15 protein-coding genes are annotated in these 20,701 nt (G+C 39.2%); 8 read left to right on the top strand and 7 right to left on the bottom strand.

What is annotated here, in order from left to right:
- Positions 1-1,050 precede the first annotated feature (1,050 nt).
- On the top strand, positions 1,051-1,938 hold the full coding sequence (locus DUT68_RS08165) for a pirin family protein (protein WP_113637370.1): 888 nt from the start codon (positions 1,051-1,053) through the stop codon (positions 1,936-1,938).
- Positions 1,939-2,134: 196 nt separating this feature from the next.
- On the opposite strand, the gene DUT68_RS08160 is transcribed toward DUT68_RS08165, so the two are convergent.
- Positions 2,135-3,181, bottom strand: a complete 1,047-nt coding sequence (locus tag DUT68_RS08160; RefSeq protein WP_113637369.1) for a ferredoxin--NADP reductase — start codon at positions 3,179-3,181, stop codon at positions 2,135-2,137.
- A gap of 185 nt (positions 3,182-3,366) precedes the next feature.
- The gene (locus DUT68_RS08155; protein WP_113637367.1) at positions 3,367-4,146 is read right to left on the bottom strand and encodes a lytic transglycosylase domain-containing protein; all 780 of its coding nucleotides are present in this window, start codon (positions 4,144-4,146) and stop codon (positions 3,367-3,369) included.
- A gap of 230 nt (positions 4,147-4,376) precedes the next feature.
- Here DUT68_RS08155 and DUT68_RS08150 point away from each other — a divergent pair, with 230 nt between their 5' ends.
- Both DUT68_RS08150 and DUT68_RS08145 read left to right on the top strand, forming a co-directional pair.
- The gene (locus tag DUT68_RS08150) at positions 4,377-5,783 is read left to right on the top strand and encodes a pseudouridine synthase (RefSeq protein WP_113637366.1); all 1,407 of its coding nucleotides are present in this window, start codon (positions 4,377-4,379) and stop codon (positions 5,781-5,783) included.
- A gap of 67 nt (positions 5,784-5,850) precedes the next feature.
- Positions 5,851-6,951: a lactonase family protein gene (locus tag DUT68_RS08145; protein WP_113637364.1), complete on the top strand. Its 1,101-nt coding sequence runs from the start codon at positions 5,851-5,853 to the stop codon at positions 6,949-6,951.
- On the opposite strand, the gene bshA is transcribed toward DUT68_RS08145, so the two are convergent.
- The 3 genes from bshA to tilS form a co-directional block, all read right to left on the bottom strand.
- Complete coding sequence (gene bshA / locus DUT68_RS08140; RefSeq protein WP_113637362.1) at positions 6,948-8,084, bottom strand: N-acetyl-alpha-D-glucosaminyl L-malate synthase BshA; 1,137 nt, start codon at positions 8,082-8,084, stop codon at positions 6,948-6,950. The two genes, DUT68_RS08145 and bshA, sit on opposite strands and share 4 nt — an antisense overlap.
- A 101-nt stretch (positions 8,085-8,185) precedes the next feature.
- On the bottom strand, positions 8,186-8,668 hold the full coding sequence (locus DUT68_RS08135; RefSeq protein WP_113637360.1) for a hypothetical protein: 483 nt from the start codon (positions 8,666-8,668) through the stop codon (positions 8,186-8,188).
- Positions 8,669-9,997 carry a tRNA lysidine(34) synthetase TilS gene (gene tilS / locus DUT68_RS08130; RefSeq protein WP_113637359.1) on the bottom strand — a complete coding sequence of 443 codons (1,329 nt, stop codon included), beginning with the start codon at positions 9,995-9,997 and terminating at the stop codon, positions 8,669-8,671.
- Positions 9,998-10,534: 537 nt separating this feature from the next.
- Between tilS and DUT68_RS08120 the strand changes: the two genes are divergently transcribed.
- Entirely contained in the window at positions 10,535-12,766 is a 2,232-nt protein-coding gene (locus tag DUT68_RS08120; protein ID WP_157960804.1) for an OstA-like protein, read from the top strand.
- A 71-nt stretch (positions 12,767-12,837) separates the two neighbouring features.
- Here the strand turns inward: DUT68_RS08120 and DUT68_RS08115 are convergent, their stop codons facing one another.
- Positions 12,838-13,803, bottom strand: a complete 966-nt coding sequence (locus tag DUT68_RS08115; protein WP_113637353.1) for an isopenicillin N synthase family dioxygenase — start codon at positions 13,801-13,803, stop codon at positions 12,838-12,840.
- Positions 13,804-14,315: 512 nt separating this feature from the next.
- Between DUT68_RS08115 and msrA the strand changes: the two genes are divergently transcribed.
- Positions 14,316-14,912: a peptide-methionine (S)-S-oxide reductase MsrA gene (msrA, locus tag DUT68_RS08110; protein ID WP_113637351.1), complete on the top strand. Its 597-nt coding sequence runs from the start codon at positions 14,316-14,318 to the stop codon at positions 14,910-14,912.
- Between the two features lie 210 nt (positions 14,913-15,122).
- Here the strand turns inward: msrA and DUT68_RS08105 are convergent, their stop codons facing one another.
- Complete coding sequence (locus tag DUT68_RS08105; protein WP_113637350.1) at positions 15,123-16,079, bottom strand: outer membrane beta-barrel protein; 957 nt, start codon at positions 16,077-16,079, stop codon at positions 15,123-15,125.
- A 261-nt stretch (positions 16,080-16,340) separates the two neighbouring features.
- Between DUT68_RS08105 and DUT68_RS08100 the strand changes: the two genes are divergently transcribed.
- From DUT68_RS08100 to DUT68_RS08090, 3 genes are all read left to right on the top strand, one after another.
- On the top strand, positions 16,341-16,937 hold the full coding sequence (locus DUT68_RS08100) for a TetR/AcrR family transcriptional regulator (RefSeq protein ID WP_113637348.1): 597 nt from the start codon (positions 16,341-16,343) through the stop codon (positions 16,935-16,937).
- A 5-nt stretch (positions 16,938-16,942) separates the two neighbouring features.
- A complete protein-coding gene (locus tag DUT68_RS08095; protein ID WP_113637346.1) occupies positions 16,943-17,572 on the top strand; it encodes an NAD(P)H-dependent oxidoreductase in 630 nt (209 codons plus the stop codon).
- Between the two features lie 281 nt (positions 17,573-17,853).
- Complete coding sequence (locus tag DUT68_RS08090) at positions 17,854-20,571, top strand: Ig-like domain-containing protein (protein WP_113637344.1); 2,718 nt, start codon at positions 17,854-17,856, stop codon at positions 20,569-20,571.
- The last annotated feature ends 130 nt before the right edge of the window (positions 20,572-20,701 follow it).

The following is a 20,701-nucleotide window of genomic DNA, read 5'->3' as shown; positions in this document are numbered from 1 at the left end:
GGTTTATCCACAAAACAAAATCTGTGCATCTGTGGCTAAAGAAACAAACTACATTGACGGCTTCCAATACTTCTAAATGATAGACTTACAATTACTAGAGGCGATTAAACTAACAAGGCTAAGCAATTAATAAATAGATAATTCCAAACCCTCTCTGCCCTTTGGGCATCTCTCCCAAAGGGAGAGAATAGCGAAATGCCTATGCAACTTTACAATCTCTCCCCCTGGGAGAGATGGCGCAGCCAGAGAGGGTTTATCCACAAAACAAAATCTGTGCATCTGTGGCTAAAGAAACAAACTACATTGACGGCTTCCAATACTTCTAAATGATAGACTTACAATTACTAGAGGCGATTAAACTAACAAGGCTAAGCAATTAATAAATAGATAATTCCAAACCCTCTCTGCCCTTCGGGCATCTCTCCCAAAGGGAGAGAATAGCGAAATGCCTAAGCAATTTTACAATCTCTCTCCCCCTGGGAGAGATGGCGCAGCCAGAGAGGGTCTATCCACAAAACAAAATCTGTGCATCTGTGGCTAAAGAAACAACCTACATTGACGGCTTCCAATACTTCTAAATGATAGACCTACAATTAGAGGCGATTAAACTAACAAGGCTAAGCAATTTATAAATAGATAATTCCAAACCCTCTCTGCCCTTCGGGCATCTCTCCCAAAGGGAGAGAATAGCGAAATGCCTAAGCAATTTTACAATCTCTCTCCCCCTTGGAGAGATGGCTTAGCCGGAGAGGGCTTAATCACAAAACAAAATCTGTGCATCTGTGGCTAAAAACAAAGTAGTACAGCGAAATGCCTAAGCAATTTTACAATCTCTCTCCCCCTGGGAGAGGTGGCGCAGCCAGAGAGGGTATGATATCAAAAAAAATCTGTGCATCTGTGGCTAAAAACAAAGTAGTACAGCGAAATGCCTATGCAACTTTATAATTTTCCTCCCCCTGGGAGAGATGGCGCAGCCAGAGAGGGCTTAATCACAAAACAAAATCTGTGCATCTGTGGCTAAAAAGAACAACAATTCCTTATCTTTAAACCATGTCGAACATTCAGCTCATTATTGAAGAAAGACCAAGCGATATTGGAAATTTCTTAGTAGGCCGCTTACTTCCTTTTAGGGAAAAAAGATTGGTAGGCCCGTTTTGTTTCATTGACCACATGGGGCCAGTAACACTTAATGAAAACGAAAATTTCGACATTCCCCCTCATCCGCATATCGGTTTATCTACACTTACCTTTTTATTTGAGGGTGCAGTAATGCATCGCGACGGACTGGGTACAGCAGTGGAAATTAAACCGGGACAAGTAAATTGGATGACAGCCGGAAAGGGCATTGCCCACTCTGAACGTACGCCAGAATACTTGAGAGGAACCGTAAAAAACATGCATGGACTACAGATTTGGGTGGCACTGCCTAAACATCTGGAACAAATGGAACCAGAGTTTTTTCATGCCGATGGCAAAGATATCCCAGCTTGGGAACAAGACGACGTAAATTTCAAACTGATTGCTGGCGAAGCCTTCGGACGAAAATCTCCTATACCCGTTTACAGCCCATTGTATTTCATCGAAATAAAAAATAAAGCACAAAAAACATTAACCATAGGCGAGGATTTATTTGGAGAAAGCGGCTTGTATATTTTAGAGGGAGGCATTGAAAATGATGGCAATACCTTTGGCCCAAAAAATTTCCTAGTAGCTAAAGACAGTAAACTTTGCGAATTTACCATGTTGCCCAACAGTACGGTTTATATTTTTGGTGGCGAAGCTTTCCCCGAAGAACGTTTTATTTATTGGAACTTTGTGGCAAGCAGTCGCGAACTGATTGAAGAAGCAAAGCAAAAATGGCTGAACCAAGAATTTCCCAAAGTACCTGGCGAAACTGACTTTGTACCTTTACCGCCACAGAGCAAGAATGTAAAGTAGTAGCACCAGCAATTCCCTCTCCTTTCGAAAGAGAGTGATAGGCAGAGGTTTGAACTGAAAGGCCCTCTCTGCCTTTGGCATCTATTCCTAAAACGGAGAGAAAAGTAGTTATGAAGGCTAACCGCTTTGTCATTCTGAACGCAGTGAAGAAGCTAGTTATAAGCAGATTCCTCCTATCGTCGGAATGACAGGCTGATTACCCCCAAATGATTGTGGTATCATTTTCCGTTGGGTGTCCAGTGCAAACTAACACCCTACCCCTGGCAATCTCATCATCGGTGAGGACTTCGTTATAATCCATCCTCACGCCTCCCGAAATGCAAGTGGCCGCACAGGTGCTACATACGCCGCCGCTACAGCTGTACGGAATTTTGATTTTATTTTCTAACGCCACATCTAAAATTCGCTTAGGCCAAGGAACTTCCAAATGATGGGTTTCGCCCTGAAATATTAAGTTAATGCTGTAGGTGTTTTTATCAACCACTTTTTCAGTCGCGTCATCCTCATCAATTTCATCCTCAGGCAACACAAAAGTTTCTCTTTTAACCTGATGAGGCAAATAACCTGCTCCCAATATGGAGATGCGGCAAACATCCATATAATCCACCGGCCCACAAGTATAAAACAATGCATCTTCTTTAGCGAAAGACAAATGTTGCCGGATGAGCTCATGCACTAAGAAACCATTCAATCTGGCACGCATCAAATTTTTTGAGTTACTAAAAAGGTTGATGAGCTCAAACCTATCGGGATAAATATGTTGCCATTCTCGCAGCTCCTCCAAAAAAAGTGTTTCTTCTGCCGAACGGCTGCTGTAAATGAGCACTATTTTTGAATTCCCTTCCCCAACTAGCGCTGTTTTTAAAATCGAAAAAAGTGGCGTAATTCCTACTCCCGCTGCAAATAAAAAAACAGTTCTTTGTTGATGTTCAGCTACTTCGTAAAAAAAATTTCCATTAGGCTCGGTTACTTCGACAATATTGCCAGCCTTTAAACTATGGTGTAAAAATCTAGAAATCTCACCGTTTTCTACCAGCTTCACCGCTATGGAAAGTGGCTCATCAACCAAAGGGGAGCTATAAACCGAATAAGACCTTCTCAGCTCCTTACCATCTCGTTGAAACACTAAGGTTAAAAATTGGCCTGCTTTAAAAACTGGCTTATTTTCGCTCAAAGGCTCCAAAACAACCGTAATCACTTCATTAACTTCTTGCTGAACCCGAGTAACCTTTAATTGCTGCATAGGTTCAAAAGTAGAAAGTCAAAAGTAAAAAGTCAAAAGTTACCAGTGAAAAGTCAAAAGCGGTAAAGCGCTACACAACATGCCGCCCATACTTTACTCACTCATTTACCTAAAAAGAAAGGCCGCTTCCTTATAGGAAACAGCCTTTAAAATGCTTATAAAAAAGCTATACCAATTTTTTTTATCTATTCTACTGTAGTTGTATGTTCCTCTACAGGTTTATACGCCATTAACGCCTTTTGGTTTTTGTAACCATTACGCTTCGGATTTTCCAAAATTTCCTTAACTGAAATCAACTTGTAAACGTACAAACTGGTTTCTCTATTCAATTTCATTTTGAAATAATTATCCTGCCCTTGGCGGTTAATTTGCTTACGCATGTGACTATCGCCCACATTATAAGCCGCTGCTACTAGTGTCCAGCTTTCAAAAGTACCGTAAAGATCCTTCAGATATTTAGCTGCTGCCACCGTAGATTTTTTAAGATTGTAGCGTTCATCTACTTTCTTATTCACTTTTAAGCCATACATACGTGCGGTGCTTGGCATAAACTGCCAATAGCCTGCCGCTCCTTTAGGCGATACTCCCGCCTTCAAACCTGACTCCACTAAGGGAATATATTTGAAGTCGTTGGGTATACCATAGGCTGCCAAAATAGGCTCTACAATTGGAAACCATTTCGCTGCTTTTAGATGCAAACGATTTGTTTGCAAACTTCCATAAGAAAATGAAGCCAAAGTATTCTTCATTTTTGTGTTTACTTTCTTGTCGCCAATTGGCAGCGACTCCTCTGCAAACTCTAGTTGAGCTATTGAAAAAACCGGCTCTTCGGTTGTATCTGTACTATTGGTATAGTTATCTTTCTTAAGATTTTCTACTTTGGTTGGTAGCTTATAAGCAAACACTTTGGCCATTACCAGTAATCCAAAAATTACCGCCAATGGAATGAGGTGTTTCTTTAACATCTTCCTCCTTTTTTAGTTAACACTTAATACTTGGTGCGCAAAGGTACAATTTATATATTTAATTATCAAGCACTTACGAAAATAAGCACTAAAAACTGCGTTTAAACAACCAACAAGCAACATTTTAAACTCGTACTTTTTTAATAAATTCCGTATATTTCCAAATTGTTTATCCCTGCAAATTTGCTAACTTTGCAGCCGCATTATTTTATGCGGTTAAAAGCGTATCAATGACAAATAGTAACAAAGGGAAAAGTCGGGATGACAAGTCCAACACAGGTAAACGTAGCGGAGAACGTGCTGGAGAGCGTGGTGGAGAACGTAGCGGAAGAAGAAGCTACTCAGATGGCGACAAGCCAAAACGTTTTAATGAAGGAAATGGCGACCGCCGCTTCGATAACGACAAAAAAGATTTCAAATCAAACACTGGCAGACCTGCCAGAAATAATTTCAACGACAATCAGGGTTTCAAAAAGTCTTTTGACAAAAAGGATGATCGCCCTTGGGAAAAAAGAGAGCGTACAGACCGCGGAGAACGCTCAGAAAGTAGAGAACGTTCGGAACGTAGTGCAGGAAGACCAGAAAGAAACAATTTTGACCGCAGAGACAGTGGAGGACGTACAGAGCGTAGCGGAAGGTCGGAAAGAAATAATTTTGACCGCAGAGAAAGCGGAGAACGTGGAGAGCGTACAGAGCGCAATTTCAAAAAAGAAGATTCATTCGGAAATAAAAGAGCCTACACTAAAAGAGATGGCTTCGCTAAAGATAGCAGCAGCAAATTCTCCGACAGAAGCGAGGCTCGTTACGGCGATAACAGACCATTCAGAAAAAGAGAAGATAATTTCAAAAATACCAAAGACAAAGGTGAAAGGGTTAGCTCAAACCTTAGATCAAGGAAAAATGTAAAGGAAGAAAATGATGATTTGATTCGTTTGAACCGCTACATTTCTAATGCAGGTGTTTGCTCACGCCGTAAGGCCGATGAACTGATAGAAGCAGGTGTTGTAAGCGTAAACGGCGTGGTTGTTACCGAGATGGGTCACAAAGTTGATCCCTATAAAGATGAAGTTAGGTACAACGGCGAGTTGCTTAAAAGGGAAAGAAAGGTTTATGTACTTTTAAACAAACCAAAAGACTACATTACCACAACAGATGATCCTCAAGAGCGCAAAACTGTAATGCATTTGGTGGAAAAAGCTAGCAAGGAAAGAATTTATCCTGTTGGCCGCTTAGATAGAAACACAACTGGACTATTGTTAATGACTAATGATGGTGAGCTTGCCGATAGGTTATCACACCCACGCAATGGCATTACTAAAATTTACCAAGTTGAATTAAGCAAAAACCTTACGCAAGGCGATTTCAATAAAATTCAATTTGGATTGGAACTAGAAGATGGTTTCATTAAACCAGATAACATTTCTTACGTGACTGGTGGAAGCAAAAATGAAATCGGTATCCAAATACATAGCGGAAAAAACAGAATTGTTAGACGTATTTTCGAACACTTAGGTTATGACGTAGTGAAGCTTGATCGTGTAGTTTACGGCAATTTAACTAAGAAGGATTTACCTCGTGGAAGATGGAGATATCTGGACGAGCAGGAGTTGATCCAAATCAAACATCTCATCAAATAAAAAAGAAAAATGCGCAGAATTAGCCTGCGCATTTTTTTTATCTTTATTACTCATTAATTCCTTTATCATGCTTAAAAAAACTTTACTGTTTGCTTTACTTACCGCTACTACCCTATGCTGTTTCGCACAAAAACATCACCTCGTTGTTGGCACTTACACCAAGCAGGGCACTAGCGAAGGGATATATGTTTACGAATTTGACAACAAAACTGCCGATACCAAACAGCTAAATGTGATTAAAAATGTAGCTAACCCAAGCTACCTTGCTTTGAGTAGAAATAGGGACTTTTTGTATACAGTTTACGAAGATGGCGTTAACAGTGCCGCTAGTGCTTTCATATTCGACTTACAAACGGGAAAAGCAAACCCTTTGAACAAGGAGGCTACTAAGGGGGCTAATCCGTGCTTTATTTTAACTGATGGCAAAAATGTCATCACAGCAAACTACTCCGGTGGATCAATTAGTGTTTTTGGGATCAAGCTAGATGGTGCTTTAACTTCGCTTAAGCAGAACATACAACATACGGGAAGTGGCCCCGATAAGCGCCAGGCTAGCGCACATGTGCACCAAGTACAGTTTACGCCAGATAAGAATTTTTTGGTAGCTACCGATTTGGGAGAAGACAACATATACATTTACAGTTATGATGCAACTGCTGAACAACCACTTAAATTTAAAACTACCGTTAAAACTAATGCGGGTTCTGGCCCAAGGCATTTAACTTTTAGTCCAAATGGCAAATTTGCTTATTTAGCTCACGAGTTTAATGGTAAAATAAGTGCATTTAGTTATAAAAAAGGCGAACTATCGTTATTACAGGAAGTAGAAACCGTGGCAAAAGACTTCAACGGAAAAATTGACGCTGCCGATATTCATACCTCCGCAGATGGCAAGTTTTTATATGAAAGTAACCGCGGCGATGCCAATACCATCAATGTTTTTAGCATACAAAAAGATGGTCAACTTGCCTTTGTTGAAAGCGTGAGTACGTTAGGCAAAGGGCCGCGTAATTTCACTATTGATCCAAGTGGAAAATATTTACTGGTAGGCCATCAATACACCAATGAGATTGTGATATTCCACAGAAATGAAGTAACAGGAAAACTTACCGACAGCGGAAAACGCATTCAAGTTGGCTCGCCCGTTTGCTTAGTTTTTGGAAATTAATGATTTGAACTTTTAGCAATTACTTCTTCGTAATACGAAATATAGCGAGGAAGTATTTTCTTCAAATCGAAGTCTTTGGCCCTGGTTAAAGCATTTTCTTTAAAGTAATCCAAGGTTTTCTGGTCGCTCAAGATGGTAACTGCCTTATTTGCCATGTCATCAATATCGCCAACGTTGCACATGTAACCGCAAAAATCATCTACATTAAGCTCGGGCAAACCACCGGCATTTGAAGAAATCACTGGAACTTTACAAGCCATTGCCTCCAAAGCAGCCAAGCCAAAACTCTCATTTTCCGAAGGGATGATAAACAGGTCAGATACCGACAGGATCTCCTCTACTGCATCCTGCTTACCTAAAAACCTCACGCTGTCGCAAATACCTAACTCCCTACACAAAGCCTCATTTGATGAACGCTCAGGACCATCACCTACCATTAAAAGCTTCGACGGAATTTTCCGCTGCACTTTTTCAAACATCCTAATCACATCCTCTGTACGCTTTACTTTACGGAAATTGGAGGTATGAATTAAGATGCGTTCGTTATTTGGCGCAATCGCCTTCTTAAAATGATCTTTTGGCTGCAAGCTGAACCTATTAAAATCAATAAAGTTAGGGATTACGTTAATTTCCTTGGTGATTTCAAAGTGCCCGTAAGTATCTTCCTTTAAATCTTCAGATACTGTAGTGATACCATCACTTTGGTTGATAGAAAACGTAACAACAGGCTTATAGGTGGCATCCTTTCCTACTAAGGTAATATCTGTACCGTGCAACGTAGTTACAAACGGAATATTGATGCCGTAAGTAGCTAAAATCTGCTTCGCCATAAATGCTGCAGACGCATGAGGAATGGCATAGTGTACATGTAAAATATCTAATTGCTCAAACCTAACTACATCTACTAGCTTACTGGCCAATGCGGATTCGTAAGGTGCGTAATCAAACAGGGGATAATCTCTTACTGAAACTTCGTGGTAAAAAAGATTGGCGGAGAAAAAATCAAGACGGGCAGGCTGACTGTATGTGATAAAATGTACCTGATGGCCTTCGTTGGCCAAAGCTTTGCCTAACTCGGTAGCTACTACGCCACTACCTCCAAAGGTAGGGTAACAAACTATTCCTATTTTCATTGATGTTGGTTGTGATGTAAATCTAAATTAGATTTTACAAAAGCAAATGTAAAATATTACCGCTTGAAAGATTGTTATCTGTGGGTAATAAAATAGATAGACTAAGCTTTCATTTCATTTTGCAAAACCAAATACATTTCGTTTGGCCTTTGCGTGCCAATATAGTATTCTAAACCGTCCCTATCGGTAAGCACAATGGCATCTCTACCTGATGAAAAAAAACGCACCGTACCATTTTTATGCAAATTGTACACGGGGTTATTGAAAAAGAACCGGCTATAGGTAGCCTTTTTGATTTGCGTGATCTGGTTTAAATCAATTACTACTTTCTTTGTAGTCCACAAGCCATCAATTATCACCTTTTTATTTTCGATAACAGTTTTGTACTGCACCATAAACAAAAGCACAATGGAAACCGCAATGATCCCAAAGCCTACCACTAAAAATAAATCTACGGTATTGTCTCTATCTCTTTCGTAAACATAAACAGCAAAGCAAAACGCGGCCATAATTAGCCTAATGGAGATACGAATATAGTCTCTGCCAATGTATTGTTTTTCGATATAGGTGTATCTGCCGTCCATTTACAAATTTGATAATTCGAATATAGCAACTTTTTTCGTTGTTGCACTTAATTTATATCTTTCATCTTGCCTCATCCCCATTATCCAAATCATTTCGCCATTACCATTAATTAATAGTGGTGTTCTATTTTTTACAGGTAGCGGCACTTTTTCATCTACAAAAAAATCACTCAGTTTTTTAAAATATTTCATACCTAGCGGCTTAAACCTATCGCCACTTTCCCAATACCTAACCACCAATGGAAAAATTAACAAGCTGGCGTCAACATACGCAAAATTCTTTTCGGGCTTAAAGCTCAAACTATCTGTAAAGCTCAACGAAATCAATTGTTCAGCGCCAATTTGCAAGCGACCTTCCCCGTGCAAATAAAGCAAAGGTTTGGTCGTTTCTATTGGAGATAAAATAAGCGCCGACCTATCGATGGTTAAACAGTGAGTAGCGCTATAAAAAGAAGTACCACTCGGCTTGTTTAGCGAAAGCAATATTTCCTCAACTACGGCTTCTGCAAAATGAAAAGGTTTTAAGAGTTCATAAAAAAGCAGTTTTTGAGGCGATAACCGCTGTACATCTTCAATTTTAATGCGCAGCAAACCACTTTCGTCCTTCTGCAAGTAGTTGGCAACCTGCTTTACAGCTTGCTGCAACAACAATTCTAGCTCCTTAAATCTTGTTATATTTTTTTCGAAAGTTTGCTCTAGGCTCGGGTTGATTTCCTTTAGATGCGGCACCACCTGTAAACGTATTTTATTGCGGGCGTACTTGCTACTTTCATTTGAACTATCCTCTACGTAAGGCAACTGATGTTCCTCCACAAGTTCGTCTATTTGTAATCGCGATAAAAAAAGCAGCGGCCTAATTAAATTTTCGCGTTTAGGTAAAATACCATGCATGCCACTTACGCCCGTGCCACGTACTAAGTTGAGCAAAACAGTTTCAATTGCATCGTTTTGATGGTGAGCCACAGCAATGTACTGGTAGCCGTTGGCCTTTCTCGTTTCTTCAAACCACTGATACCTTAGCTGACGAGCTGCCATTTGGATGGAAATTTTGTGTTCCTTCGCAAAGTTCTCGGTATCAAAATGTACTACGTGAAAAGGAACTTCCAGCTCTTGGGCCAACAGCTTAACAAAAGCCTCGTCGCGTTGGGCTTCATCTGCCCTCAAATTAAAATTGCAGTGCGCTATACTAAAATGAAAACCAGCGAGTTTAAATAACTGTGCCATCAAAACAGAGTCCTTCCCTCCGCTAACGCCCAATAGCACGTGATCGCTAGCGTTAAAAAGATGCTGCTGGGTAATGTAATCGGTAAACTGCTTTAGTGGTAACATTAGTCAAAAGTAAGAAGTAAATTGGTTATTTGGTTGTTTGGTTATTTGGTCATTAGTTCATTTAGCAGCTGCATCCGTTTATTGGTTATTGATGCTTGGTTATTGGTTATTTGGTTCATTAGTTCATTAGTTCATTTAACCGCTACATCCGTTTATTGATTATTGATGCTTGGTTATTGGTTATTTGGTTCATTAGTTCATTTAGCAGCTACATCCGTTTATTGATTATTGATGCTTGGTTATTGGTTATTTGGTTCATTAGTTCATTTAGCAGCTACATCCGTTTATTGATTATTGATGCTTGGTTATTGGTTATTTGGTTCATTAGTTCATTAGTTCATTTAGCAGCCGCATCCGCTTATTGATTATTTTATTGGTTATTTGGTTCATTAGTTCATTAGTTCATTTAGCAGCCACATCCGTTTATTGATTATTGATGCTTGGTTATTGGTGCTTGGTTATTAGCTATTTGGTTCATTGCCTAGTTAAACTGATAAAGCCAATTATAAACTGAATCTAAAATTGTAAATTTGTACTGTGCAAAAGTTACGCCTTTTATTCATCTTGTTGATTTGCCCGTTTGTGCTGCTTGCACAAACTCGCACTCAAATTAAATTGGAGTCTGCTGAGAAAGCGGATATCGATGCGAAAAAATCAATATCCTATTTGAGAAAACCTGTTTTTAGTCACGAAGGGGCAATTTTGCGCTGCGATAGTGCAGTACTTTATGTGGACAGGAATTATTTTGAAGCTTTCAGAAATGTACACATCAATCAAGGTGATACGCTTAATATCTATTCTGACCTATTAAATTACGATGGCAACGCCAAAAAAGCGCATTTGGAAAAAAACGTAAAGTTAGTAGACAGGGAAAACACGCTAACTACCGATATCCTTGATTACGATATGGTGGCCAAAATTGGAAAGTACACTACTGGTGGTAAGCTAGTAAATAAAGATGCTACCATTACCAGCCAACAAGGCTTTTACTTTTCAAACACCCGCGATGCTTACTTTAAAGTGAATGTACGCGTAGTTACAGCCGAAAAAACCACCATCAGTTCCGAAGAAACTTTACGATATAATACCGCAACCAATTGGACCTACTTCTATGGTCCAACAAACATCAAAAATAAAGATGATAAGCTATATACCGAAGATGGCAGTTACAATACCAAGAGTGAAAACGCCATGTTTGGCAAGAAAAACCTATACACCAACGGCAGTCGCTCCTTAAAAGGCGATAGTTTGTATTACTACGGAAAAACGGGTTATGGCAAGGCGGTTAAAAATATCGTTTTTAAAGACACCAAAGATCAAACTACCTTATGGGGACAGTTAGGTGAATATTACCGTAACGAAGAACGAATTGTAGTGACTCAAAAAGCCTATGTTGGTATTGGCACAAAAGATTCTATCACCGTAAATAATAAAAAATTACCTGATACGCTTTGGCTAGGTGCTGATACGCTAGAAAGTCAGCGCTCTTTAGTGAAAGATTTGAAATTACTCACCCGACCAGCAGTTAAAAAGGATAACGAAATTGGTGCAGAGGACGAAAAAGAGAAAGCGGAGAAAGAAAAGGAAAAAGCCGAAGCCCGAAAGCTATTAGCGCAATCGGCAGTAGCGCCAAAGGATAATAAAAAAGCTACTGGTACAGAAACCAAACTCAGCAAAAAAGAGCAAAAACAGCTTGACGAGGAAGCGAAGAAAACAATTAAAGAAACCTCACCGCCACCACCTCCAGATAGTTTGGCACTAAGCAAACTCAAATTGAGACAGGATAGCTTAACTGCCGATAGTTTAATGAAGCTGAAGAAAATTGCGGCACCGGCAAAAGTGGAGCCCACGAAAAATGCGGTGCAGCAAAAACTAAACGCCAGCAAAACTAAACCTGCAAGCAATAGTGCGGCCGCAACAAAAAATGCTGCCAGTTTAGGTGCTAATAAACTGAGCGCTGACAGCACCGTAAATCCTGCGGATACTGTTAAGGCCAGGGTTATTAAAGCTTTTCACAATGTAAGGGTATATAAATCTAACATGCAGGCCAAGGCCGACTCGTTGTACTATACTTCTGCCGATTCCACGCTACGCTGGTACAACAATCCTATATTATGGTCTGATGGCACACAACAAACAGGCGACACGATTAACGTATTCTTCAAAAACAGTAAAATCCACAATTTCCAAGTAATTAACAATGGTTTTATTGTAAATGTAGATGGCGATTCAACCAAGTTTAACCAGGTTAAAGGCAAAATCATCACCGGATTTTTTGCAGATGGAGAGTTGAGAAATATGTACGTGGATGGCAATGCAGAAAGCATTTACTACAGCAAAAACAATAAAGGCGAATACGATAATGTGAACCAAACGGTGAGCAGTAGGCTAAGGTTTAAATTTCAAGAAAAGGAGCTCACACATATTGTAACGGTAAGGGAAGTAGAAGGTGCGGTTGACCCTATGGACAAGCTTAGCAAGGAACCCTTACTAACTGGTTTTATCTGGAAGCCTGAGTTACGCCCAGTTAGCAAGGCCGACATTATTAAAGGAGTGGCTGCAAAACCTAAGGCAATAGCTCCGGTAAAAGGCAGTACAGCAAAAAAAGGAAAAGCGGCGCCGGTAAAAACCAAAGTCGAAAGTAAGCCCGTAACCAAGGAAACAACGCCGAAACCCGACAAAGCTCCAATCCCACTTCCTGAATTTCCTAAGCTCAGCCCAAAACCTAGCGACAGTACGAAGCTAGATAGCTTGACCAAAAAGAATTAAAACAACAAAAGCTCCAAATCAGGAGCTTTTGTTATAAAAAAGGTTATTGATTTACAAAAAAAATCAAGGTCTTACATCTTTTTCAAACCAATCTCTCTTAAACGTTCATCCAAATATTCACCTGCAGTCATATCACTGTACAACTTCGGATGCGCTTCATCAATACAAGAAGTTAAACTTGTTAAATCCATATTGCTGCGTGGGTGCAAGAAAAACGGCACCGAAAAACGAGAAGTTTTCATCAGTTCACGAGGAGGATTAACCACCCTATGCGTTGTTGAGCGTAACTTGTTATTAGTTAAACGCTGCAACATATCTCCTACGTTTACTACAATATCAGTATGGTGTGCCTTAATTGGCAACCACTCATTGCTACGCGTTAGCACTTCTAAACCATCAGCACTAGCGCCAATCAATAAAGTAATCAAATTGATATCCTCATGCGCTCCTGCACGTACAGCATCAGGAGAAATCGAATCTGGATCTTCAATAGGAAAGTAATGTATACCTCTCAATATCGAGTTTCCGTTATGTACATGTTGATCAAAATAATCAATTGGCAAACCCAAATAAGTAGCAATTGCCCTCAACAAATGCTTGCCATTCTCTTCCAGTTTCCTGTAAATTTCCCTAGTTACGGTATTAAACTCTGGAATTTCCTCAACCACTTCATTCGCTGGATACTCATTTTTAATAGGATCTCCATCCTCCACCGTTTGGCCAATTTGCCAAAACTCTTTCAAATCAGCAGTTTTTGCGCCTTTGGCTGTTTCTTTGCCTGCACTAGTGTAGCCACGTTGTCCCGCCAATTCAGGTTTTTCATATTTACGCTTAGTTTCAACCGGCAAAGCAAATAGCTCCTTAATATTTTTGTATAGTTGATCAATTAATTCCTGACTAACGCCATGATTGGTTATCGTAACGAAACCAGAATCATTAAAAGCTTTTCCTAATTCATCAGAAAATTTTTTACGTTGCTCTTCCGTTCCGTTTACATATGTGCTTAAATCTAAACACGGGATATAAGGTGTCGACATACTGTTTATTTTAATGTTCAAGTTAAATTTAGAAAAGTTATGTTAACAAACATTATTTTAAGTCAAAAAATCAACACAAAAAACTCAAATGCAATTACTTAAGTTATTAACAACAAACACTATTATTGCGAATAACCGCATAACGTTATAATAATTTGGAGCGCAATTTCTCTTTTCTATAGGTCCCGCTTTCTGTTTCTCCCGATGAAAAATCGGGATCCACGCCAATCGGGGCTAATTAACAAAAGACAGTATTTTAAGGCATCTATTACCATGCAAGTACAAGCGCTACTATCATAGTTCAGCTTAAAAGAAATTGCACTAAATGAAATAGCATCCAAATTTTCAATATTAAGCTGCTTGTCATTTTTATACCGCTAAAGAACTTTTGCGTTACGTTTTGCGTATATTTATTAAACTTTGTTAAAGGCAGGTTTTAGTAAATATTTTCCAGCCGAAAATGTTTTTTTGAAAATGCCAACAACAACAAAAAGCATTAAAAAACACAAAAAATGAAAAGGATAATTATGACATCTTTAGTTCTCTTCTCCATAATTGGTGCCGAAGCGCAAAAACCAAAACTAGAAAAAGCAACATTTGGTATGGGTTGCTTTTGGTGCTCTGAAGCAGTTTTCCAACGTTTAAATGGCGTAACCAATGTACGTTCGGGCTATGAAGGTGGCAATGTGCCCAACCCCACTTATGATGAAGTTTGCACCGGAACTACCAACCACGCCGAGGTAATTGAACTGCAATACGATCCAACTAAAATTAGCTATGACGAGCTTTTAGAGGTATTTTGGAAATTACACGACCCAACTACCTTGAACCGCCAAGGTGCTGACGTGGGTACGCAATACAGATCAGTGGTATTTTATCACAATGAGCAGCAAAAAGCTACTGCCGAAAAATATAAAGCCTTGCTAAATAAAGAAAATGCTTTTGGTAAGCCTGTGGTAACCACCATTGAAAAAGCGCAACCATTTTACGTTGCAGAAAACTATCATCAGGATTACTACATTAAAAACGGACAAGCACCCTATTGTAGAGCGGTAATTTTACCGAAAATGGATAAATTAGAAAAGCTATTTAAGGCAAAAATTAAATAACATAGCTAAGAACGTGTTTAAATTTCAGTTAAACTTTTTACCTGTCAGTTTGAGCTTGTCTAGACTACCTATTAAAGAATGTTTCGACAAGCTCAACATGACACCTCTATGTTAATCAACAAAAATTTAAACAGTTTCTAGGTTTTTACCTAAACAAAAAGCTCATGTTGGTTCAACATGAGCTTTTTGTTTCAATATTGGTTATCACTTTTAGAATCCAATCTTAAGACCAACATTCATCCCTAAACCACCAATATTAATGTACGATCGTAAGTCATCACCTCTTTGATTTGGATCGTAATTGGCATTACCTGGCGTATTCGAGTTTCTGTCAATCTTTTTATGATAATCGGTATAACGCTGTGCCGTTGGCAAATCATTGATGGTAATTGGCACCCTTGTCCCCAATAAAGTGGTTCCAGTACCTTCAAATTTACGTACCTCTTTCTCTTTACTGCTTACCGAAACATTTCGATATTCTATTTCACTAAAAAAACTAATTTTATTTCCAATAGGCACACTAAAACCTGCCGCACCTAAAAACCCAATGGTAGGTCTTGGTTCTATTCTTTCTTCTCTAGTTAATTCTACCGCCCTCAACGCTGGATTAATTTGACTGGCCACAGCACCCGTTTGATCGTTAATATCAGTACTAATTTCTAAAAATCCATAAACGGGCAATACTGCACCCATTTTTAAATATGGCCTAAAATTTTTGGAAGTAGGCACATGAAATACCAACGTTGGAGTTAAATCTAACGCCTTTACCTGACCCCTCGAATGGATAGATAACAATTGACTTCCATTGGCCTGGTTGTATCCAGTTTGGCGTGCCATGGTTTGCTTTTCACTTTCAAAATAGTTCACGCCCATTTCAAACGCTACCACAGGGTTAAATCTAAAACCGCCTGTTAATCCTGCTCTCCAGCCTTGTCCAAAAGATCCTGTAATCGCTTCTTCTGATATTAAGGTTTGCGCACCCGTTAATGGGTTAATATTAAAAACTCGGTCTCTAGGTTCCAGCTCACCAACGTTAGGGAACTCCACTGGGGTAACTTTAATAAAATAACTTCCTGTAGGTTTTAAATAAAAGCCCCTACCATCTTGCGCCAATACATTTGCTGACGCAGCAACCATAACTACGGCTGATAATAATAACTTCTTCATCGCTCAAAAATTTTAACGTTCAACACTAATGCAAGCAACTATGCATGCATAATAAAAACCCTGTCGAAGCAAAAATTGTTTCTGCAATTATTTAAGTTTTGATGAAATTTCGAGGATTTTAAGCTAACAGATTAAATTTCAAAAATAATTCGGTTCAAACAACCCCATTAGGCTTCTATCATAATCAGGTAAAAAACAAAAAATACTCTTTTAGCTAACAGTGTTAACTTTTACTTTTGCTAACAGTGTTAACCATAAAAAATGGAAGTTAAAAATAGTAGGCAAAAACAAAGGGAACTCACTAAAAATGCAATCCTAGAAGCCACCGAACAAATTGTGCTTTTAGAGGGTTGGCAGGCAGTTTCTATCAGAAAAATTGCTGATGCTATTGGCTATAGTTTGCCCGTTGTGTACACCCATTTTGAAAGTAAGGATGCCATACAGGAAGAGTTTGTAAAACATGGTTTTAATTTGCTAGCAACTGCAATGCAACAAACAAACGAAAAATACGGCGATGCTGAGACGCGATTAACGCAAATGGCTTTAGCCTATTTTGAGTTTGCTTTTAAAAATGCAGCCTACTATAAAATGATGTTTGGCTTAGGCATACCTAGCTGTCAAAAAGTACAGGAAATTGCGGAAATCGGCAAATTTAGCAGCATCGTTATCAAGAGCATTAGTAGCTTAATGGATGAGATTGACGAGCAGCGCAAGTTTCTGAAATTCCACACGTTTTGGTCAATTTTACACGGACTTACCTCCATTAGCATGGTTAATATTACCGCAGCCCCAAATGAAATGCAACAGCAAATTCTTTTGGATGCAACACAAGGATTTATAAAAAACATCAATCGTTAAAAATCATGAGCTTAATTGAAGCATTAAACTGGCGTTACGCCACAAAAAAAATGAACGGACAAGCCGTTCCTCAAGACAAAGTAGATCAAATTTTAGAAGCTGCCCGTTTAGCGCCGTCTTCATCTGGACTACAGCCTTTCAAAGTGGTAGTAATTACTGATCCAGAATTAAAACAGCAATTGTTACCGCACACTTTCAACCAATCGCAAATTGTAGATGCTTCGCATGTACTTGTTTTTGCAGCTTGGGACAACTACACCGAAGAACGTATTGACGAAGTTTTTAACCGCACCAATGCAGAGCGTGGTGTACCTGCTGATGCAACTGCAGATTATGTTGCTCGCTTAAAAAGCATGTACTTAACCCGCGATGCGCATATCAACTTTGAACATGCTGCTCGTCAAGCTTACATTTCTTTTGGTTTGGCTATTGCAGAAGCTGCGCTATTAAAAGTTGATGCTACACCGATGGAAGGTTTCGACAGTGCAAAATACGATGAGATTTTGAAGCTAAATGAACAAGGCTTGAAAAGTGTTACCGTATTGCCACTTGGCTACCGCGATGAAGCAAACGACTGGTTAGTAAACTTGAAAAAAGTACGCCAATCTAAGGATAGCTTCTTCATTAACAAATAATTTTCATTGCCGTCGGCTAATATGCCGACGGCAATAAATGCTAAACAGCATACCAGTGCCGATAGTTATCCCTAACCAGGAAAATCTATCACATATCTCGGCTTTAGCCACCCCAACGCCCAGCCTTGCCCACACAATTGATATTGTAAAATTTTGTTAAACTTTGGCTACATTTTCCCGTCGTTGAGCAATAAACCATATATTTAGCATTTTACCGTCGTTGCGAAACAAGTACCTTAATTGAGGACGGCTTCATCGCAATAATTGAATTTGTATAAAGAATGAAATTGACGAAAATCCTAACCCTGCTTTTTTGCTTTGCTATTACATCGGCCTATGCCCAACAAGACAGCCTCACGCTAAACAACATTATCAATAAAACCAAGCGCCTTGCCGACGAACAACCTTTAGAAAAAGTATATCTACATACCGACAAACCTTATTATGCAGTAGCAGATACCATTTGGCTAAAGGCCTATGTTACCAGTCAAAACAACATTCCATCGCCACTAAGCAAAATTGTTTACGTGGAAATGTATAATTCTGTTGATTCCTTGGTGCAAACCTTAAAGTTACCGGTAAAAAACAGTGTGGCCTACGGTAACATTCCATTGCCGATGAATACCTATAAGCAAGGCAACTATTATGTTAGGGCCTATACGCTGTGGATGCTCAACTTTGATCCAGATTATTTCTTTTCTAAAAACATTTTAATTGGCGAAGCCATAGATAAGCAATTAATTACAAACATTAATTTATCAAATGTAGCGGCTGATAAGGGCATTAAAACAACCGCCCGCATCCAATTTAAAGATACCAGCAAAAAGCCTTTAGCCAACAAAACGGTAAACTGGCGCATATTTCATAATTACGATGTGTATAGCAGAGGCAAAGGAACTACGGATGCCAATGGCTATCTTACTGTAACGGTAACAAGCAAAGCAGATGACCCTATAAAAAAAGGAACTTTGGTAGCCGATGTAAGTATGGGCGACAAAGAATTGGCTAGTGCGAGTTTCAATATCAGGCAAAACGACAATGGCGTAGATTTTCAGCTGTTCCCTGAAGGGGGCGAGTTTATAGTTGGTGTACCTAACCAAGTGGGCTTTAAGGCCATTAAGCCAAATGGTTTAGGCACTGATGTAAAAGGAACCATTATTGATGACCAAAATACTGAAGTTGGCACATTTACCTCTTCGTTTGCGGGTATTGGAAGTTTTTTCATTACGCCAGAGGCCAACAAAAATTACAAAGCAAAGTACAGCACTAAGGACGGCATAACTAAAACCGTAGATTTACCTAAGGCAAAAGAAGGGATCACGCTGCAGGTAACAAACCCCGCAGCTACGGATGTAATTAATTTAAGGGTATTGGCCAGTGCTTCCTTTTTAGAAGCCAACAAAGACAAAGTTTTTTATTTGGTTGGGCAAAACACCAATGCTGTTGCCTATGCCGCTAAGCTATCTTTAAAAAACCAAGCCATCAACGCCAAAATACCGAAACAAAACTTCCCATCGGGCATTGCTCAATTAACATTATTTGACGAAAAAAGTGAGCCAGTTAGTGAACGTTTGGTTTTTGTACTGCACAATGATGCTATGAATTTAGCGCTAAAGGCTGACTTGCCCACTTACAAACCTCGCCAAAAAGTTAAGCTTACTTTAGATGCGAAAAGCAAAGGCCAACCAATAGCCGGAGATTTTTCAGTAAGCGTTACGGATGAAGCAAAGGTTCCTGTTGATGAAAACACTGAAGTAACCATTTTAAGTTCCCTTTTGTTAACCTCTGATTTGAAAGGCTACGTTGAAAAACCGAACTATTATTTCAATAAAACAGATGATAAAAAACTAGGAGATTTAGACCGCTTAATGTTAACGCAGGGTTACAGAAGATTTTCGTACAAAGAGATTTTAGCCGGCAGATATCCTAAAATATTCTTACTACCCGAACAAGGCATTACCATTACTGGTACGTTAAGAGATTTAACCGGAATGCCTATCAGAAAGGGCACAATGAGAATGATGGTTACAGGCAAGCCTATTGCTAAAGAAATCACCACTAGTAATGTTGGCGTATTCAATTTTACTGAATTGAACTTTCCTGATTCATCGCAAGTGGTGGTTACCGCCCGCTCCAATCCAAATTACAACAATTTAATGATTATGTTGGACGGAACACCTAGCGCAGCAAAAGGCACCAACCTAAATGCTCCTGATGAAGTGGAAAATATCGACACCTTAATGTCATCGTACCTAAGCAACAGCCAAAAGCAATATCGGTTTATGCGCACACTAAAAACGGTAGAGATTAAAGGTGCAGCCATTAAACGACCTAGCCATTCGGATTATCCAGCCTTATCTGGCTTAAGTCAAATTCCCGATAGGTTTATCGACGGTAATCAGTTTGCTGGATGTAACTTCTTATTAGAATGCCTAAAAACTCAAGCTCCTAGTTTCACTTTCGATTTCAACGAGCAGAAATTCTATATTACCAGAGATTATAACCAAGGTGTACGTACTGCAGCGGCAATTTTCTTAAACGGCATGTTTGTAGATGTTAATGCCATTAATACCGTAAATGCATCCGATGTAGAATCGATAGAGCTGTTTTTGAACGACCCACTTGGCACGGTTGACAGAACATACAACACCCGTGGCGTTATTGTAATTAATACAAAAAAGCTACCTAAAGGCGAGAAAATGTCTAAGCAAGCGTTTTTAGACATGATTCCAAAAAAATACGAACTTAAATACTCGCCAATGGGCTACAGTAAAGAGAGAAATTTTTACTCGCCTAAGTACCTGCCTAATGCACCGGTTACAAGCAATGATTTAAGAACCACCATTTATTGGAATCCGAAATTGATTACTGATGAAAAAGGAAATATCAGCTTCGAATTTAATAATGCCGATGGCAAAGGAACCTACAAAGCTGTGGTTGAAGGAATTGATAAAAATGGAAATATAGGAAGAACAGTTTTGCGATACGTGGTGAAGTAATCAGCAAACCGCTATAGCATATCGACAAGCAATTTTTTAAGTTTTGTCTCCACGCAATGCCCAAGTTAAAAATCTTGGGCATTGTTGTTTAACCACAATTTTTCAAAGTAAAATATGGCAGCTTAGCGGC

Origin of the sequence: Pedobacter zeaxanthinifaciens (genome assembly GCF_003313335.1) — a bacterium.
Lineage (GTDB): Bacteria > Bacteroidota > Bacteroidia > Sphingobacteriales > Sphingobacteriaceae > Pedobacter > Pedobacter zeaxanthinifaciens.
This window is presented reverse-complemented; position numbering and strand designations above follow the sequence as displayed.

What these genes read in the sequence shown, in the direction of transcription:
- DUT68_RS08165 (WP_113637370.1), top strand. Translation starts at nt 1,051, where the DNA reads ATGTCGAACATTCAGCTCATTATTGAAGAAAGACCAAGCGATATTGGA.
- DUT68_RS08160 (WP_113637369.1), bottom strand. Translation starts at nt 3,181, where the DNA reads ATGCAGCAATTAAAGGTTACTCGGGTTCAGCAAGAAGTTAATGAAGTG.
- DUT68_RS08155 (WP_113637367.1), bottom strand. Translation starts at nt 4,146, where the DNA reads ATGTTAAAGAAACACCTCATTCCATTGGCGGTAATTTTTGGATTACTG.
- DUT68_RS08150 (WP_113637366.1), top strand. Translation starts at nt 4,377, where the DNA reads ATGACAAATAGTAACAAAGGGAAAAGTCGGGATGACAAGTCCAACACA.
- DUT68_RS08145 (WP_113637364.1), top strand. Translation starts at nt 5,851, where the DNA reads ATGCTTAAAAAAACTTTACTGTTTGCTTTACTTACCGCTACTACCCTA.
- bshA (WP_113637362.1), bottom strand. Translation starts at nt 8,084, where the DNA reads ATGAAAATAGGAATAGTTTGTTACCCTACCTTTGGAGGTAGTGGCGTA.
- DUT68_RS08135 (WP_113637360.1), bottom strand. Translation starts at nt 8,668, where the DNA reads ATGGACGGCAGATACACCTATATCGAAAAACAATACATTGGCAGAGAC.
- tilS (WP_113637359.1), bottom strand. Translation starts at nt 9,997, where the DNA reads ATGTTACCACTAAAGCAGTTTACCGATTACATTACCCAGCAGCATCTT.
- DUT68_RS08115 (WP_113637353.1), bottom strand. Translation starts at nt 13,803, where the DNA reads ATGTCGACACCTTATATCCCGTGTTTAGATTTAAGCACATATGTAAAC.
- msrA (WP_113637351.1), top strand. Translation starts at nt 14,316, where the DNA reads ATGAAAAGGATAATTATGACATCTTTAGTTCTCTTCTCCATAATTGGT.
- DUT68_RS08105 (WP_113637350.1), bottom strand. Translation starts at nt 16,079, where the DNA reads ATGAAGAAGTTATTATTATCAGCCGTAGTTATGGTTGCTGCGTCAGCA.
- DUT68_RS08100 (WP_113637348.1), top strand. Translation starts at nt 16,341, where the DNA reads ATGGAAGTTAAAAATAGTAGGCAAAAACAAAGGGAACTCACTAAAAAT.
- DUT68_RS08095 (WP_113637346.1), top strand. Translation starts at nt 16,943, where the DNA reads ATGAGCTTAATTGAAGCATTAAACTGGCGTTACGCCACAAAAAAAATG.
- DUT68_RS08090 (WP_113637344.1), top strand. Translation starts at nt 17,854, where the DNA reads ATGAAATTGACGAAAATCCTAACCCTGCTTTTTTGCTTTGCTATTACA.